Origin of the sequence: Promicromonospora aerolata (assembly GCF_042682255.1) — a bacterium.
Classification (GTDB): Bacteria; Actinomycetota; Actinomycetes; order Actinomycetales; family Cellulomonadaceae; genus Promicromonospora; species Promicromonospora aerolata.
The window spans coordinates 5,463,520-5,477,657 of sequence record NZ_JBHUHF010000001.1; the positions used below are offsets into that span (position 1 = coordinate 5,463,520).

At 72.3% G+C, this 14,138-nt stretch carries 13 protein-coding genes; 9 read left to right on the forward strand and 4 right to left on the reverse strand.

What is annotated here, in order from left to right; all coding sequences use genetic code 11:
* Positions 1-4 precede the first annotated feature (4 nt).
* From ACFSL2_RS24285 to ACFSL2_RS24300, 4 genes are all read left to right on the forward strand, one after another.
* Complete coding sequence (locus ACFSL2_RS24285; protein WP_377200298.1) at positions 5-877, forward strand: siderophore-interacting protein; 873 nt, start codon at positions 5-7, stop codon at positions 875-877.
* 232 nt (positions 878-1,109) lie between these two features.
* The gene (locus tag ACFSL2_RS24290) at positions 1,110-2,087 is read left to right on the forward strand and encodes a hypothetical protein (RefSeq protein WP_377200299.1); all 978 of its coding nucleotides are present in this window, start codon (positions 1,110-1,112) and stop codon (positions 2,085-2,087) included.
* A 138-nt stretch (positions 2,088-2,225) separates the two neighbouring features.
* On the forward strand, positions 2,226-2,648 hold the full coding sequence (locus ACFSL2_RS24295) for a VOC family protein (RefSeq protein WP_377200300.1): 423 nt from the start codon (positions 2,226-2,228) through the stop codon (positions 2,646-2,648).
* The gene (locus tag ACFSL2_RS24300; RefSeq protein WP_377200301.1) at positions 2,645-3,172 is read left to right on the forward strand and encodes a GNAT family N-acetyltransferase; all 528 of its coding nucleotides are present in this window, start codon (positions 2,645-2,647) and stop codon (positions 3,170-3,172) included. The genes ACFSL2_RS24295 and ACFSL2_RS24300 overlap by 4 nt, the downstream gene beginning before the upstream one ends.
* Positions 3,173-3,275: 103 nt before the next feature.
* Here ACFSL2_RS24300 and ACFSL2_RS24305 read toward each other — a convergent pair whose 3' ends face one another.
* The 3 genes from ACFSL2_RS24305 to ACFSL2_RS24315 all read right to left on the reverse strand — a co-directional run bounded on the left by ACFSL2_RS24305 (position 3,276) and on the right by ACFSL2_RS24315 (position 7,893).
* Positions 3,276-4,199 carry an NADP-dependent oxidoreductase gene (locus ACFSL2_RS24305; RefSeq protein WP_377200302.1) on the reverse strand — a complete coding sequence of 308 codons (924 nt, stop codon included), beginning with the start codon at positions 4,197-4,199 and terminating at the stop codon, positions 3,276-3,278.
* Between the two features lie 96 nt (positions 4,200-4,295).
* Positions 4,296-5,285: an SMP-30/gluconolactonase/LRE family protein gene (locus ACFSL2_RS24310; RefSeq protein WP_377200303.1), complete on the reverse strand. Its 990-nt coding sequence runs from the start codon at positions 5,283-5,285 to the stop codon at positions 4,296-4,298.
* 124 nt (positions 5,286-5,409) lie between these two features.
* Positions 5,410-7,893: an ATP-dependent DNA ligase gene (locus ACFSL2_RS24315; protein WP_377200304.1), complete on the reverse strand. Its 2,484-nt coding sequence runs from the start codon at positions 7,891-7,893 to the stop codon at positions 5,410-5,412.
* A gap of 100 nt (positions 7,894-7,993) precedes the next feature.
* On the opposite strand from ACFSL2_RS24315, the gene ACFSL2_RS24320 reads away from it, so the two are divergent.
* Complete coding sequence (locus tag ACFSL2_RS24320) at positions 7,994-8,317, forward strand: glutaredoxin family protein (RefSeq protein WP_377200305.1); 324 nt, start codon at positions 7,994-7,996, stop codon at positions 8,315-8,317.
* Positions 8,318-8,386: 69 nt separating this feature from the next.
* Entirely contained in the window at positions 8,387-9,250 is an 864-nt protein-coding gene (gene ku, locus ACFSL2_RS24325; RefSeq protein ID WP_377200306.1) for a non-homologous end joining protein Ku, read from the forward strand.
* A 60-nt stretch (positions 9,251-9,310) separates the two neighbouring features.
* Here ku and ACFSL2_RS24330 read toward each other — a convergent pair whose 3' ends face one another.
* Positions 9,311-9,793: an SRPBCC family protein gene (locus ACFSL2_RS24330; RefSeq protein WP_357467912.1), complete on the reverse strand. Its 483-nt coding sequence runs from the start codon at positions 9,791-9,793 to the stop codon at positions 9,311-9,313.
* 606 nt (positions 9,794-10,399) lie between these two features.
* On the opposite strand from ACFSL2_RS24330, the gene ACFSL2_RS24335 reads away from it, so the two are divergent.
* From ACFSL2_RS24335 to ACFSL2_RS24345, 3 genes are all read left to right on the forward strand, one after another.
* Positions 10,400-12,070 carry a metallophosphoesterase family protein gene (locus ACFSL2_RS24335; RefSeq protein ID WP_377200307.1) on the forward strand — a complete coding sequence of 557 codons (1,671 nt, stop codon included), beginning with the start codon at positions 10,400-10,402 and terminating at the stop codon, positions 12,068-12,070.
* 10 nt (positions 12,071-12,080) lie between these two features.
* Complete coding sequence (locus ACFSL2_RS24340) at positions 12,081-12,827, forward strand: metal-dependent transcriptional regulator (protein WP_377200308.1); 747 nt, start codon at positions 12,081-12,083, stop codon at positions 12,825-12,827.
* A gap of 78 nt (positions 12,828-12,905) precedes the next feature.
* Complete coding sequence (locus ACFSL2_RS24345; RefSeq protein ID WP_377200309.1) at positions 12,906-14,135, forward strand: MFS transporter; 1,230 nt, start codon at positions 12,906-12,908, stop codon at positions 14,133-14,135.
* Positions 14,136-14,138 lie beyond the last annotated feature (3 nt).

The following is a 14,138-nucleotide window of genomic DNA, read 5'->3' on the forward strand; positions in this document are numbered from 1 at the left end:
GTGCATGGGATTCAAGGGACGCCGAGCCGTCGACCCGCACGTCGTGATGGCCGACGTCGTCAACACCAAGCGCATCACGCCGAGCATGATGCGGGTGACCCTCGGTGGTGACGAGCTCGCCCAGCTCACGCCGGCCGGCTACGACCAGTGGTTCCGCCTCTTCCTGCCCCGGGCGGGTCAGGACATGCTGCGCCTGCCGACGCGCACGTCCGGGCTCTGGTACGCCGAGTACCTCACCACGCCGAAGGCCCGGCGGCCCTGGGTGCGCAACTACACCGTCCGCGCCGCACGACCCGACCTGAACGAGATCGACGTCGACTTCGTGCTCCACGCCGGCCCCGACGACCACCCCACGGCGGCCGGGCCCGGCGCCGGCTTCGCCCAGGAGGCGCACCCGGGTATGCGGGTGGGCATCCTCGACCAGGGCGTCACCTACAACCCGCGGCACGCGCACGACTGGACGCTCCTGGTCGCCGACGAGTCCGGGCTGCCCGCCGTCGCGGGCATCTGTGAGTCCCTCCCCGACGACGCCCGCGGCATCGCCGTCATCGAGGTCCCCACGGCCGCGGACAAGCAGGAGTTCCGGACGCCGCCCGGCGTCGAGCGACGCTGGGTGGTCCGGTCCGACGGCGACCCGGGGGCCGGCGAGGGCGGCGCCGCCGGGGACGCTGCGGGGGCCGTCCTGGGCGAGGCGGCGCTCGCGGAGCTGCGCGGCCTGGACCTTGCCCGTCTGGGCACCGAGGTGTACGCGTTCGCGGTCGGCGAGTCGTCGCTGGCGACCGGCGCGCGACGGCACCTGGTCAACGAGCGCGGTGTGCCCAAGGCGTACGTGGACTTCGTGGGCTACTGGCGCCAGGGCCGCTCCGCGCCGGGCTGACCCGCCCTGGGGGCCGGGAACCGGGTGGTCGGTAGAACGTCAGGTGATCGGCCGCTCGGGCTACCGATCACCTGACGTTCTACCGACCACCCGGCCCTGGGCCGTAGTACTGGGCCGGGCTGCAGGCGTCGCGCGGGAACTAGCGCGACCACAGGGCCTGGTTTCGGCGTGTTGTGCACAGCCAGCGCATCGGAGGCGGCACGCCGGTCCGGATCTGAGCGAACCTCGCTCTGTGAACGACACGGAGATAGTCCTGGCCCGCGAGCACGATCGCGAGGCGCTGCGCCGCGCCGTGCGGGACCAGAGGATGGAGAGGATCCGCCGAGGTGCCTACCGCGCTCGGCGGGACGGGACCGGTGACCCGTACCAGGACGCCAGGGACCGCGCGGTCGCACGTGTCCTCGCTGTGAGCTCCCAGCTCCGCCGTGCCGTGGTGAGCCACGAGTCGGCCGCCGTGCTGCACGGGCTGCGCCTGTGGCGGCTGCCCGATCGCGTCCACGTCATCCAGGCGTACCGGGCCTCGTCGGCATCCGCCCCCGATATCGCGCGGCACCGTCTGTCGCTCCCAGATCACGAGTGGACCAGCGTGGCCGGTGTGCCGGTGACCAGCCTGGCGCGCACCGTCGCGGATTGCTGCGTCTCGCTGCACCCGTTGCTCGCGCTCGTCATCGTGGACCACGCGCTGGCCCTCGGTATGGATGCTGGATCTGCTCGCGAGATCGTGGCGGGGATGCGGGACGTACGGGGCCGCCGTCGGGCGCTCCTGGTGCTCGACCTGGCGGACCCGGGAGCGGAGTCGGCGTGGGAGACCTGGCTGCGCTACCTGGTCCTGCGAGCCGGGCTGCCGCGACCGACCACACAGCTGCGGGTGCGCACCCCGCACGGCGAGTTCCGGGCGGACCTGGGCTGGGAGGCGTTCCGGCTGCTGGCCGAGTTCGACGGGCGGGTGAAGTACGTCGCCGGGGCGCTGGGACCTCGCCACGATGCGGGCCGTGCGCTGTTCGACGAGAAGCGTCGCGAGGACCATCTCCGGGAGGAACGCTGGGGGATCGTTCGCGTGACGGCGTCGGACGGTGCGGGCCCAGCTCTCGCCCGGGTGCTCCGCCACATACCGGAAGACGTGCGTGCAGCCCTGACCCCGCTCCGTCTCCTCCCACCCCCACCCCACCGGCCCCGCGGGCCCCGCCGGCCCGGCCGGCCCGGTCGGTAGGTCGAGTGGTCGGTAGAACGTCAGGTGATCGGTAGCCCGAGCGGCCGATCACCTGACGTTCTACCGACCACTCGGGAAGAGAGTCCCGCGGCGGAGAAAATCGTTGAGGTGGCGGGTCGGGTGTGTCAGGGTCCGAAGATGGCTGCCTTCATCTCGCACCTCACCATCGACTGCTCCGACGCGTACTCCCTTTCCGAGTGGTGGAAGCCCGTCCTCGGATATGTGGACGTGCCGGGCGACCCGAACCTGCCCGGCCATGACGAGTGCATGATCACCGACCCTGACGGCGCGGGCGTGAACGTCCTCTTCATCGAGGTGCCGGAGGGCAAGACGACGAAGAACCGGCTGCACCTCGACCTGCGTCCGCGCGCCGACCTGCGCGACACGGAGATCGAGCGCGTGATCGCGCACGGTGCCACGGTGCTGGCCGATCGGCGCGGGAAGTACGGCCCCGGCTCCGGCTGGGTGGTGTTCGCCGACCCGGAGGGGAACGAGTTCTGCATCCTCCGCTCGCAGGCCGAGGTCGCGGAGCAGGCTGCGTCCGAGGACGCCCCGGCGTGACCGGCTGGCAGGTCCGGCCCGAACGGCCGGAGGACTTCGACGCGATCCGGCAGGTGCTGGTCGCTGCTTTCGGCGACGACGAGGTGGCCGACGGCGTGGACCGCATCCGGGCGTCCTGGACCTACCGCCCGGCGACGGCGCTGGTCGCGGTGTCGGGCGACGAGGTGGTCGGCTGCGTCATGATCGACGGCTGCACCCTGACCGGTGACGCGGGCGAGCGTCCGGCGGCGATGCTCACACCACTCGCGGTCAGCCCGGGGCACCAGCGCCGGGGGATCGGCGCGGCCCTGGTGCGGGCGGCCCTGGCGGGTGCTGAGCAGGCCGGCGAACCGCTGGTGGTCCTGGAGGGCAGCCCGAAGTACTACGGCTCGCTCGGCTTCCGTCCGGCTCGGGACCACGGGATCGAGATGCGCCTGCCGGACTGGGCTCCTCCCGAGGCGGCCCAGGTGTACCTGCTCCCGGCCTACGATCCGGCGGATCCCACGCTGCGTGGCACCGTCGGCTACCCGCCGGTGTACGGCTGAGGGCCGGCGCGGCCCTGCGTGGTCGGTAGAACGTCAGGTGATCGGCAACTCGGGATGCCGATCACCTGACGTTCTACCGACCACCCGCGTCGGGCAAGGAGACCTATACGCGGACGACGATCTTGCCGCGGGTGTGCCCGGTCTCGCTGGCCCGGTGCGCGTCCGCGGCGTCGGCCAGGTCGAAGACCTGAGCGAGCTCGACCGACAGCTTGCCGGCGGCGAACAGCGCCGTGAGCGCGTCGAGGTCGGCGGTGGAGGGGCGCGCCCAGATGCTGTGCCCGCCGTGCTCGCTGCGGGCGGTGGCGTCGGCGATCGAGGCGATGGTGCCGCCGTCGGCCAGGAGCTCGGCGCTGGCGGCGACGGCGCCGCCGCCGGCGAAGTCGAGGGCGACGTCGATGCCGTCGGGCGCCAGCGCGCGGACCCGGTCGACCAGGCCGTCGCCGTAGGTCACGGGCTCGGCGCCGAGCCCGCGCAGGAACTCGTGGTTGCCCTCGCTCGCGGTGCCGATGACGCGCGCGCCCAGCGCCGTGGCGAGCTGCACGCCGAACGCTCCGACGCCGCCGGCCGCGGCGTGCACCAGCACGGTCTGTCCAGCCTCGACCCCGGCCCGCTGGATCGTCTGATAGGCGGTCAGACCGGCGAGCGGGACCGCCGCGGCCTCCTCAAAGCTCAGGGACGGCGGCTTGCGGGCCAGGGTGCGCACGGGTGCGGCGACGAGCTCGGCGAACGTGCCGCCCTGCACCGTGTCCTTGCGCACGTACCCGTACACCTCGTCGCCGACCTCGAACTCAGGGGTGTCCAGCCCCACCTGCTCGACGACACCCGCGACGTCCCAGCCGGGGATCGCCGGGAACACCGTGTCGATCAGGCCCGCCAGGTAGCCCTGCCGGACCTTCCAGTCGACCGGGTTGACCGAGGCGGCCCTGACTCGCACCAGCAGTGTGTCCGGGCCGATGTGCGGGTCCGGCTGCTCGGTCAGCTCGAGGACGTCGGCGCCGCCGAACGTCGAATACGTGATGGCTCGCATGCCAGCGACAACCCACCTGGCGGACGCAGGTATTCCGCGACCGCCAGGTGGGCGGGATCCTCCGGCGCGACAAGACACCCGTCAGCGGGATGCCCGTCAGTGCAACGGCAGGCGCGTGACCCAGTACTCGGTGTCGTCCTCCGGCACCGTGGTGAACCTGGCGTTGGGCAGGTACAGCGCACCGGCGAAGCGGGCGATGGTGGTGGGCGTGTCGAAGTCGTCGCTGGTCCGGGTCTCGACGACCCGCCCGGTTGACGCCGCGCGGTCGAGCCGTACGGTCGCCACCTGGTTGCGGGTGTTCTGGGCGACGTAGAGCGTGCGCCCGGTCCGCAGCATGCCGTCGCCGTTCGCGAGGCTGTCGTCGCCGAGGTCCACCTGGTGGGCATGGCCGTTGTCCGGGTCCACCCGGAAGAGGCGACCGGTCGTCGAGTTCACGACCAGCAGGGACTTGCCGTCGGGCGACGTCGCGATGCCGTTGGCGTTGAACCCGTCGACCTGCTCCCATTCGCCGTGCAGCGCCAGCTGGTCGAACGTGTCGGTGAGCCTGCCGCCCGGGCCCAGGTGCAGCCGGTGGATCACCGGACGCTGGGAGTCGGTGAAGTAGGCGTAGTCCTTCGTCACGACGACGTCGTTCACGAAGCCACCGCCGAGGTCGTACGTCGCGAGCACCTCACCCGTGCGCCCGTCGACGACGCGAGCGTCGCCCCCGGTGCCACCGGAGACGAACAGGCGGTCCCGCACGTCCACGGTGAGCCCCACCGACGGCGTACCGGGGCCCTGGCTGATCACCTCGCCCTCGCCGGTCAGGAGATCGGCACGGTAGATGTCGCCGTCGGCGAGCGAGCCGAACCACGCGAACGGGCCGGCGGTCGTGATGCCCTCGGGCTGGAAGGCGTCGGGCAGGTCGATCCGGTCCGGGAGCTCGATCTGTGGAAAAGGGTCGCGCAGACCGTGGGCGAGCTGCTGCGCGGGGGAGCTGCTGGGGGTCGCTCCTGGTGCGGCGACGGCTGTCGCCGGGACGGCCGCGAGCGTGAGCGCGGCAAGGATGGCCGTCGGGGCGGCCAGACGCTGGGGGTGTCTGAACATCTATGTCCTCCGTCCGTCGCACAACACCGTACGACGGCGCTGCGCGAAAGGGGAGTAATGCTGTAAAAGTGTGCCAAGCGACCACGGCGCGGCCCGCGCCGCACGGGAGGCGGTGGCGTCGGCCTCAGCCCTGACCCGGCGCCTCGACCTCGACGTCCTCCGGCGACTTGTCCGGACGCCAGCCGCGCCACACGGAGTGCCGCATCCGCCGCTCGCCGGATGCCTTGCCGCTGCCCTCGGCCCAGTCGGCGTACGTCACCTCGCCCACCAGCTTCGGCGTCACCCAGCGAGCGTCCGACGCGTCCTCCGCCGGGACCCCGAGCACGCCGGGCGTCTTGCGCTCCATGCTCTGCAGCCGGGCGGTGATCTCCCGGCGCTCGCGCTCGGTGAAGCCCGTACCGACCCGCCCCACGTAGCGCAGGCCGTCCCCCGTCTCGCCGTCGTCGGGTACGGCCATGAGCAGCGAGCCCATCACGGAGGCGTTCGCCCGGCCCGGGCGCCAGCCCACGATCACCACCTCCTGCATCGCGCTGTGCTTGAGCTTGAGCCACTCCCTCGAGCGCCGTTCGGCGTAGGTGGAGGTGCGGCGCTTGGCGACCACGCCCTCGAGCCGCAGCGTGCGCGACGTGTGCATGGCGGCGTCCAGGTCTCCGTCGAACGCCGGCGGGAGGTGGATCGGGGCGTGGGCGGTGAGGAGGGTCTCCAGCAGCTCGCGCCGTTCGGTGTAGGGGCGCTCGGTGACGCTGTCGCCCTCGGCCTGCAGGACGTCGAAGAGCATGAGGTCCACCTGGACGCGGGCCCGGGCGCGTGCGACGTCGCGCTCCTTGCGGAGGTTGGCGCGCTGCTGCAGCCGGCGGAAGTCGGGGCGGCCGTCGCGGTCGAGGGCGACGATCTCGCCGTCGAGCACGACGGGCAGCCGGGCTGGGTCCACCTGGCCGGCGAGCGCGACCAGCTCGGGGAAGGTGACTGTGAGGTCCTGGCCGGAGCGGCTGACCAGGCGCACCGTATCGGGGTCCGGGACGTGGGCGAGGGCGCGGAACCCGTCCCACTTCATCTCGAACATCCAGTCGTCGGGCTGGATCAGCTCGCCGGGCGCCGCGGTGGTGGCAAGCATGGGGCGCCGTGCGCGTTGCGGCCGGGCGCTGGGCTCTCGCCGGGACGGCGCCTTGCGGGCGGGCGACGATCCACCGCTCGCGGGCGCGCCCGGCTGGGCCTTCGTCAGGTGGATCAGCCAGTTGTTCTCCGCGTCGCCGTCGCGGCCGCCCGTGCGGATCAGGGCCAGACGCCGGGCGCCGCGCTCGGCGGAGCGGAGGGTGACGATCACCTCGTCGTCCCGCCACTTCTCGAGCTCGTAGGTGCCGGAGTCCCAGATGGTGACCTCGCCGGCCCCGTACTCCCCGCTCGGGATGGTGCCCTCGAACGAGCCGTACTCCAGCGGGTGGTCCTCGGTCTGCACGGCCAGGTGGTTCTTGGCGGGGTCGGTCGGTTCGCCGCGCGGGAGCGCCCAGCTGACGAGCACGCCGTCGTGCTCCAGGCGGAAGTCCCAGTGGAGGCGGCGGGCGTGGTGCTCCTGGATGACGAAGCCGGGTGCGGCGCCCGGTGCGGCGTCCGACTCGGGTCCGAACGGTTCGGGGGTCTTGGCGGGGTCGCGCTTGGCCCGGTAGGTCTCCAGCTTCTCGAAGGTGGCCAGGCGCTCCGGCGTCGGCTCCAGTGCGGAGAGATGGCCCTCGAGGAGGGGGGCGAGGAGGTCGCCGTCGGCCTCGACCCGGGCGACGACCTCGTCCGGCGTGAGCTGGGCGAGCTCCGGGTCGTCGAGCTCTGCCCAGGTGCGGGGCGCCGCGACCCACGGCCGGTCGCGGCCCCGGAGGGAGTAGGGCGCGATGGTGGTCTTGTTGCCGTTGTTCTGCGACCAGTCGACCAGCACCTTTCCCGTGCGCAGGCTCTTGCTCATGTCGCTGACGACGAGGTCGGGGTGCTCGGACTCAAGGTAGCGGGCGAGCTCGTGCGCGACGGCGGAGACGGCGTCGGAGTCGAGGCGGGTGTCCTGCGCCTTGCCGAGCGCCGCGTACAGGTGGATGCCCTTGGAGCCCGACGTCACGGGATACGGGTCCAGGCCCATGCCCTGGAGGATCTCTCGTGCCCACCGGGCGACCTGTACGCACTCGGCCAGGCCCGCGCCGGGACCGGGGTCGAGATCGAGCACCAGGCGGTCGGGGTCGAGGCGGGCCCCCGTACGGCCGAACTGCCACTGCGGGGTGTGCAGCTCGAGGGTCGCCGTCTGGCCCAGCCAGGTCAGGGTCGCGAGGTCGTTGACCAGCACGTAGTCGTTGGCCGAGGTCTTGTGCTGGATCGACCGTCGCTTGACCCAGTCGGGGGTGGAGGCGTCGAGGTTCTTCTGGAAGAACATCTGCCCGCCCGTGCCGTCGGGCCACCGCTTGCGCGTGGCGGGCCGGTTGGCGGCGTGGGGCAGCAGCACGGGAGCGACCTGGGTCAGGTAGTGCAGGACCTCGCCCTTGGTGGTCCCCGACGCCGGGAAGAGCACCTTGTCGAGGTTGCTCAGGCGGAGGCGGTGCCCGTCGACCATGACCGTCTGCTGCGTGGACGCCATCACACCATCGTGCCGTCGGTCGGGGCACCTCGCCCAGGGTCAGCGAGATCACGTGCCTCGTGGTCGTGACGGCTGCGGGATCTCCGCTAGGCTCCGGCGAGTGATTTCGGATGACCTCGCGATCGACGTGTTCGCAGCGCCCCGGGCGACTGCCGGCGATACCTCGTCGATCGCCCGCCCTGAGCAGCTCACCGTCTACGGCGCCGAGTGGTGCCGTGACTGTCGCCGCAGCAAGGCGGTGCTGGACGTGCGCCGCGTGAGCTACGTGTACGTGGACCTCGCCGCGCAGCCGGCCCGAGCGGACGAGGCCGAGGCGCTGACCGGGCGAAAGACCATCCCGGTCCTGGTGTTCCCCGACGGGGAGCACCTCGTGGAACCCTCCAACGCCGAGCTCTGCGCCAAGCTGGACCGCTCCGGCCTCTGACACCGGCCTCCGACGTCGGTCCAGACCGAAACCTGGGCATGTAGTGCGCTTGGGGCGCACTATAGAAGGATGAGGGCGATCTGGAAGGGCGCCGTGACCTTCGGCCTCGTCAACGTTCCGGTCAAGCTGTACAGCGCGACCGAGGACCATGACGTCTCGCTGCACCAGGTACACGACGCCGACGGTGGACGCATCCGATACAAGCGCGTGTGCGAGATCGACGGCGAAGTGGTGCCGTACGAGCACATCGACCGCGCCTACGACGACGGCGAGCGCACCGTGGTGCTCACCAAGAAGGACCTCGCCGATCTCCCGGCCGAACGGGACCGCGAGATCTCGGTGGTGGAGTTCGTGCCCAGCGAGCAGATCGACCCGATCATGTTCGACCGGACCTACTACCTCGAGCCTGACTCCAAGTCCACGAAGGCCTACGTGCTGCTGCGTCGCACGCTGGAGGAGACGGACCGCACGGCGATCGTGAAGTTCGCCCTGCGCCAGCGCACCCGGCTGGCCGCCCTGCGGGTGCGGGACGAGGTGCTGGTGCTGCAGACCCTCCTCTGGGCCGACGAGGTGCGTGAGGCAGCCTTTCCGTCCCTCGACGAGCCCGCGAAGATCTCCGACAAGGAGCTCACGATGTCGGCGCAGCTCGTCAGCAGCTTCGAGGCCGACTTCACGCCCGAGGACTACGAGGACGAGTACCAGGTGCAGCTGCGCAAGCTCGTCGAGGCGAAGCTCGAGGCGGGCGAGACCGTCGACACGGCGGCGACGTTCGGCGAGGCGGCCGAGGAGGAGGGCGAGGGCGCGGAGGTGGTCGACCTCATGGAAGCGCTCAAGCGCAGCGTCGCGGAGTCGAAGTCGAAGTCCGGTTCGAAGTCCGAGTCGCGGTCGAAGCCGAGGTCGAAGCCGAAGTCGAAGTCCCAGAAGGCGGGCTGACCGGCCCCGTCCGGTCGGCTCGGGGCTGGCGGGGCTTCGTGGCAGCCGTGCCGTCAGATGCTACGTGGCCAGTCGGGCCGCCAGGCCGCGTTCGCCCGCCCGCATCACGTGTGCGTGCGCGCGCGCCAGCGGTCCGGGGCTGATTCGGGCAGCGGCGCGGAACCAGACAGGTACGGGGGACACCTGCCAGAGGAGCGTTACCTCGGTGGCGCCGGGGGTAGCCGTCGCGGACACCGTCACGTCGGCGCGGCCCGACAGGTCGCCCGAGACGTCCAGGCCCGCGCGGCCGGGCTCGCCGTCGGACGGCGCCGTCGTGCGCACCAGGTCGAGCCGGAACCGCAATGCGTACCCGAGCGGGCTGCGGACGCGGAGGTGCGCCCACGTCCCGGGTGCGGCCAGACCGTCCGGTCCGACGACGGAGTGGGTCGCGGCGGCGGTCAGCCCGGGCCACCAGTCCGGCCAGGTGAACCGGGGGTCGGCGAGCAGGGGCCACACCTGCGCCACGGGTGCGGCCGGGCGCCAGACCGACTCGAGGGCGAACACCGGGCCATCGTGCCGGTCCTGGCGCCGAGCGCCGAGCCGCCGGGCCGTCGAGCCGCAAGTTGGATGTCTGAGCCTGGGGTCGAGCCTGGGGTCGAGCCTGGGGTCGAGCCTGGGTCGAGCCGCAGGTTAAGTGTGGACCTGGTCGCCGAGCCGAACGTTGCATGTCTCAACGGGCGGTTGGTGACGTGTTCTCTGCGGTTCGGCGTCCGGGGTCGTCGTTATGTTGCGGTTCGGCGCGCATGGTGCCGGCTCATCGACTCGCAGCCTGCGGTTCGGCACAGCCAGCAACGGGACCGGTCGCCGAGCCGCACGTTAAGCGTGGACCTGGCCGTCGAGCCGAACGTTGCATGTCTCAACGGGCGGTTGGTGACGTGTTCTCTGCGGTTCGGCGTCCGGGGTCGTCGTTATGTTGCGGTTCGGCGCGCCCGGTGCCGGATGACCGAGCGCGACCGACCCCACAGCCCGCCAGACCCGCCGGACCGCCGACCCACCAGCCCACCAGCCCGCCGGATCGCCGGACCCCCGCGCCCAGCCCACCCGACCCACCGAGCCCACCACCCGGAGCGGCGGCACGCAGCGGCCGCCGCCCATGAAAAGGTAGGGCCGATGAGCCGCACGAACCCGCCCCGTTGGCTGCGCTGGACCCTCGCCGGTGTGGCCGCAGCCGTCGTGTGCCTGACGTTCGGGATCACGACCGCCAAGGCAGACCTCAGCCTCGGCCCGCACGAGGCCACGTACGGGGTCACCGCGAACGACAGGCTGCTCGCCGACCTCGGTCCGCTCGGCACCGTCGTGACGGACTCCCCGCTGCCGTTCAACCTCGGCGTGCGGATCACCGTGCACGAGATCCCCGCCGATCTCTCGGCCGTGGACACGGCGAGCTTCGACGCGCTCGCCGGCGACCTCGACGGCTACCTCCAGTTCTTCGACACCCCGCAGCAGACGGTGCGTACCGTGGCATGGGCGCTCGTCTGGGACGCGGCGCGCGGCGCGGGCACGGCCGCCCTGGTGCTGGTCGCGGCCGGTTTCGGTCTGCGGGCCCTGCTGGGCGCCGCCCGACGGCGGGACCTTGCCCGGATGCTGGTGCCGCGCACCTGGGAGATCACCGGCGTGGTGCTCGTCGCCGTGCTGGTGGCCAGCACCGCCACGTCGAGCTCAGGGCCCGACGAGCGGGCCTCGTTGCCCGCCTCGCCCGTGTTCGAGGGGACCGCCCTGGAGGGGGCGCGCATCACGGGCCGGCTGGCCGGTGTCATCGACACGTACAGCGGCCAGCTGGTGGAGACGTACCAGGCCAACGAGGTGTTCTACGCCGGAGCGCGGGAGAAGCTGAACGAGGCCTGGGACGCGCGGGTGGCCGAGCAGGAGGCCGCGGAGGGCGAGCAGGGCCCCACGGCGTCCGACAGCCCCGAGAGCACCGACTACGTGACGCTCTTCCTGGTCTCCGACCTGCACTGCAACACGGGGATGACGCCCCTCATCCGGGACCTCGCCGCGAAGGTCGGGCCCGACGCCATGCTCAACGCCGGGGACACCACCATCAACGGTACGAGTGTGGAGTCCGTCTGTGTCGACTCGTTCGCGTCGGCCGTGCCCGACGGTGTCCCGTTCGTGGTCTCGGACGGCAACCACGACTCCCGCCTGACCACGGCGACGGAGCTGGCGAACGGCCAGATCGTGCTCGACGGAGACGTCGTCGAGGTCGAGGGGGTGCGGATCCTGGGGGACCGGGACCCGCTGGAGACGCGGATCGGCAGCGGCACGGTGATCGCCCGCGAGGAGACGCCGGAGGAGGCAGGCGAGCGCCTGCGGGACGTGGCGTGCGAGGCCGCCGGGGAGCCAGGGCTGGGCGGGTACACCGGCGAGGAGCGCGTCGACCTGCTGCTCATCCACCAGCCGGCCGTCGGTGACGCGGCGCTGGAGTCGGGTTGCGTGCCGTTCCAGATCTCGGGGCACATGCACAAGCGGATCGGGCCGGACGTCGTCGGGTACGGCGTGCGGTACGTGAACGCGAGCACCGGCGGTGCCACGAAGGGCAACACGTCGGTGGGACCGCTGCGCGACTCCTCGGAGATGACGGTGCTGCGGTTCGACCCGGAGCGGCGCCGGTTCGTGGACTGGCAGCTCGTCGAGGTCACGCCGAAGGGCGAGGCGTCGGTGAGCGAGCGGCAGCCGATCCCGCCGCCGGTTCCCCTGCCCGACGAGGTTCCGGGTGATGCCGCGGACGGTGTGACGTCCGGCACCGGTCCGGTGCCGTCGTCGTCGCCGACCGACAACTAGGCTCGGGGGCGTGGAGATCGCTACCGACCCGGCCGAGCTGACGCCCGTCGCCCAGGACTACCTGAAGGCGGTGTGGTCCGCCCAGGAGTGGTCGGACGAGAAGGTGACCACCAAGCATCTCGCCGACCGGCTGGGGGTGGGGGCGTCCACCGTGTCGGAGACGGTGCGCCGCCTGTCCGGGCAGGGTCTGCTGGAGCACGAGCGGTACGGCGCGATCCGGCTGACGGACGACGGCCGCCGGCTCGCGCTCATGATGGTGCGCAGGCACCGGCTCCTGGAGACGTTCCTGGTCGACCAGCTCGGGTACGGCTGGGACGAGGTGCACGACGAGGCCGAGGTGCTGGAGCACGCGGTCTCAGACGTTTTCGTCGAGCGGATGGCGGAGCGCCTGGGGAATCCTTCGCGCGACCCGCACGGCGACCCGATCCCGGCGGCCGACGGAACGGTCGTGCGGCCGGACGCGGTGCCGCTGTCGTCCATGCACGCGGGCGACATCGGCACGGTGGTGCGCATCTCGGACGCGGATCCGGAGGCGCTGCGCTATCTCGCGGAGCTCGGCCTGGACCTGGACATGCAGGTCGAGGTCACGACGCGGCGCGAGTTCGCGGGCACGGTCGCCGTGTCCTGGACCTGTCCGGCGGACGGTCCGGGGCCGGACGGCGACGTCCCGGCGTCCGGCGCACTGCCCGGTCCGGCCGAGCGGGTCGCTGATCTCGGCCTGCTGGCGGCGTCCCGCGTGTGGGTCGCGCAGAGGTAGTCTCCTCCCGTTCCCCTTCGTTCGTCGCCGGTGTCGCCGACGGTCACCCGAATCGATACGACACTCCTGGAGACCCCCATGGCGACCAGCTCACCCCAGCACGCCCCCGACGAGGTGGCCGGCGCGGGCTCGATGCGCAAGGCGGCCCCCGCGCTCGTCGCGCTGGCCGTCGGTGGGTTCACGATCGGTACCACCGAGTTCGCCGCGATGGGGCTGCTGCCCGACGTCGGCGCGGACCTGGGCGCGACCGACCCGCAGGTGGGGCACACCATCACGGCGTACGCGCTCGGCGTCGTCGTCGGGGCGCCGCTGCTGACCGTGGCCGCTGCCCGGATGTCGCGCAAGCGGCTGCTGCTGGTGCTGATGGGTGCCTACACGCTCGCGAACGTGCTGTCCGCCGCGGCGCCGGACATCGGCTGGCTCGTGGTGGGGCGGTTCTTCGCGGGCCTGCCCCACGGGGCGTTCTTCGGCGTCGGCGCGGCCGTGGGTGCCGCCGTCGCGGGCCCGGCCCAGCGGGGGCGGGCCGTCGCGATGATGATGACCGGCCTGACCATCGCGAACGTCGTGGGCGTGCCGTTGTCCACGTGGGTGGGCCAGGTCTCCGGGTGGCGCACGTCCTACGTGCTGATCGGGGCGCTCGGGCTGGTCACGCTGCTGGGTCTGTGGCGCCTCGTCCCCGATGCCGCCGGCGGCCCGGGACGTTCCGTGCGTACCGAGCTGGCGACCCTGCGGAACGCGCCCCTGTGGTTCGCGTTCGCCGCGGGCGCCATCGGGTTCGGCGGCATGTTCGCCGTCTACACCTACGTGGCTCCGACCATGACGGGCGTGACCGGTCTGCCCGGCGGTGCGGTGCCGTGGGTGCTCGCCCTGTTCGGCGTCGGCATGACCGTGGGCACGCAGATCGGTGGGCGGCTCGCCGACCGCGGCGTGCTGCGCGCGGTGATCATCGGCTTCGTGGCGACGGCGGCGTCGCTGGTGCTGTTCGCGCTGACCGGCTCCTCCGTGGTGCCCGCCCTGGCCTCGCTGTTCCTGCTCGGCGTCACGTCGCAGATGCTGGGCCTCGCGTTCCAGACCCGGCTCATGGACCTGGCACCCGGGGCGTCGTCCCTGGGTGCGGCGCTGTGCCACGCGGGGCTCAACGTGGCCAACGGCGCGGGGGCGTTCCTCGGGGGCGTGGTCATCGACGCCGGCTGGGGCTACCTGGCGCCCGCCTGGGCCGGAGTGGTGGTCACCCTGCTGGGGCTCGGCATGATCCTGGCGTTCGGGCGGCAGCGGGTGGCCCACCAGCCCGCGGAGACCACTTTGTGACCC

Bases quoted from the DNA above. Each gene is read 5' to 3' on its own strand.
- ACFSL2_RS24285 (WP_377200298.1), top strand. From the start codon at position 5: ATGGGATTCAAGGGACGCCGAGCCGTCGACCCGCACGTCGTGATGGCC.
- ACFSL2_RS24295 (WP_377200300.1), top strand. From the start codon at position 2,226: ATGGCTGCCTTCATCTCGCACCTCACCATCGACTGCTCCGACGCGTAC.
- ACFSL2_RS24305 (WP_377200302.1), bottom strand. From the start codon at position 4,199: ATGCGAGCCATCACGTATTCGACGTTCGGCGGCGCCGACGTCCTCGAG.
- ACFSL2_RS24310 (WP_377200303.1), bottom strand. From the start codon at position 5,285: ATGTTCAGACACCCCCAGCGTCTGGCCGCCCCGACGGCCATCCTTGCC.
- ACFSL2_RS24315 (WP_377200304.1), bottom strand. From the start codon at position 7,893: ATGGCGTCCACGCAGCAGACGGTCATGGTCGACGGGCACCGCCTCCGC.
- ku (WP_377200306.1), top strand. From the start codon at position 8,387: ATGAGGGCGATCTGGAAGGGCGCCGTGACCTTCGGCCTCGTCAACGTT.
- ACFSL2_RS24335 (WP_377200307.1), top strand. From the start codon at position 10,400: ATGAGCCGCACGAACCCGCCCCGTTGGCTGCGCTGGACCCTCGCCGGT.
- ACFSL2_RS24345 (WP_377200309.1), top strand. From the start codon at position 12,906: ATGGCGACCAGCTCACCCCAGCACGCCCCCGACGAGGTGGCCGGCGCG.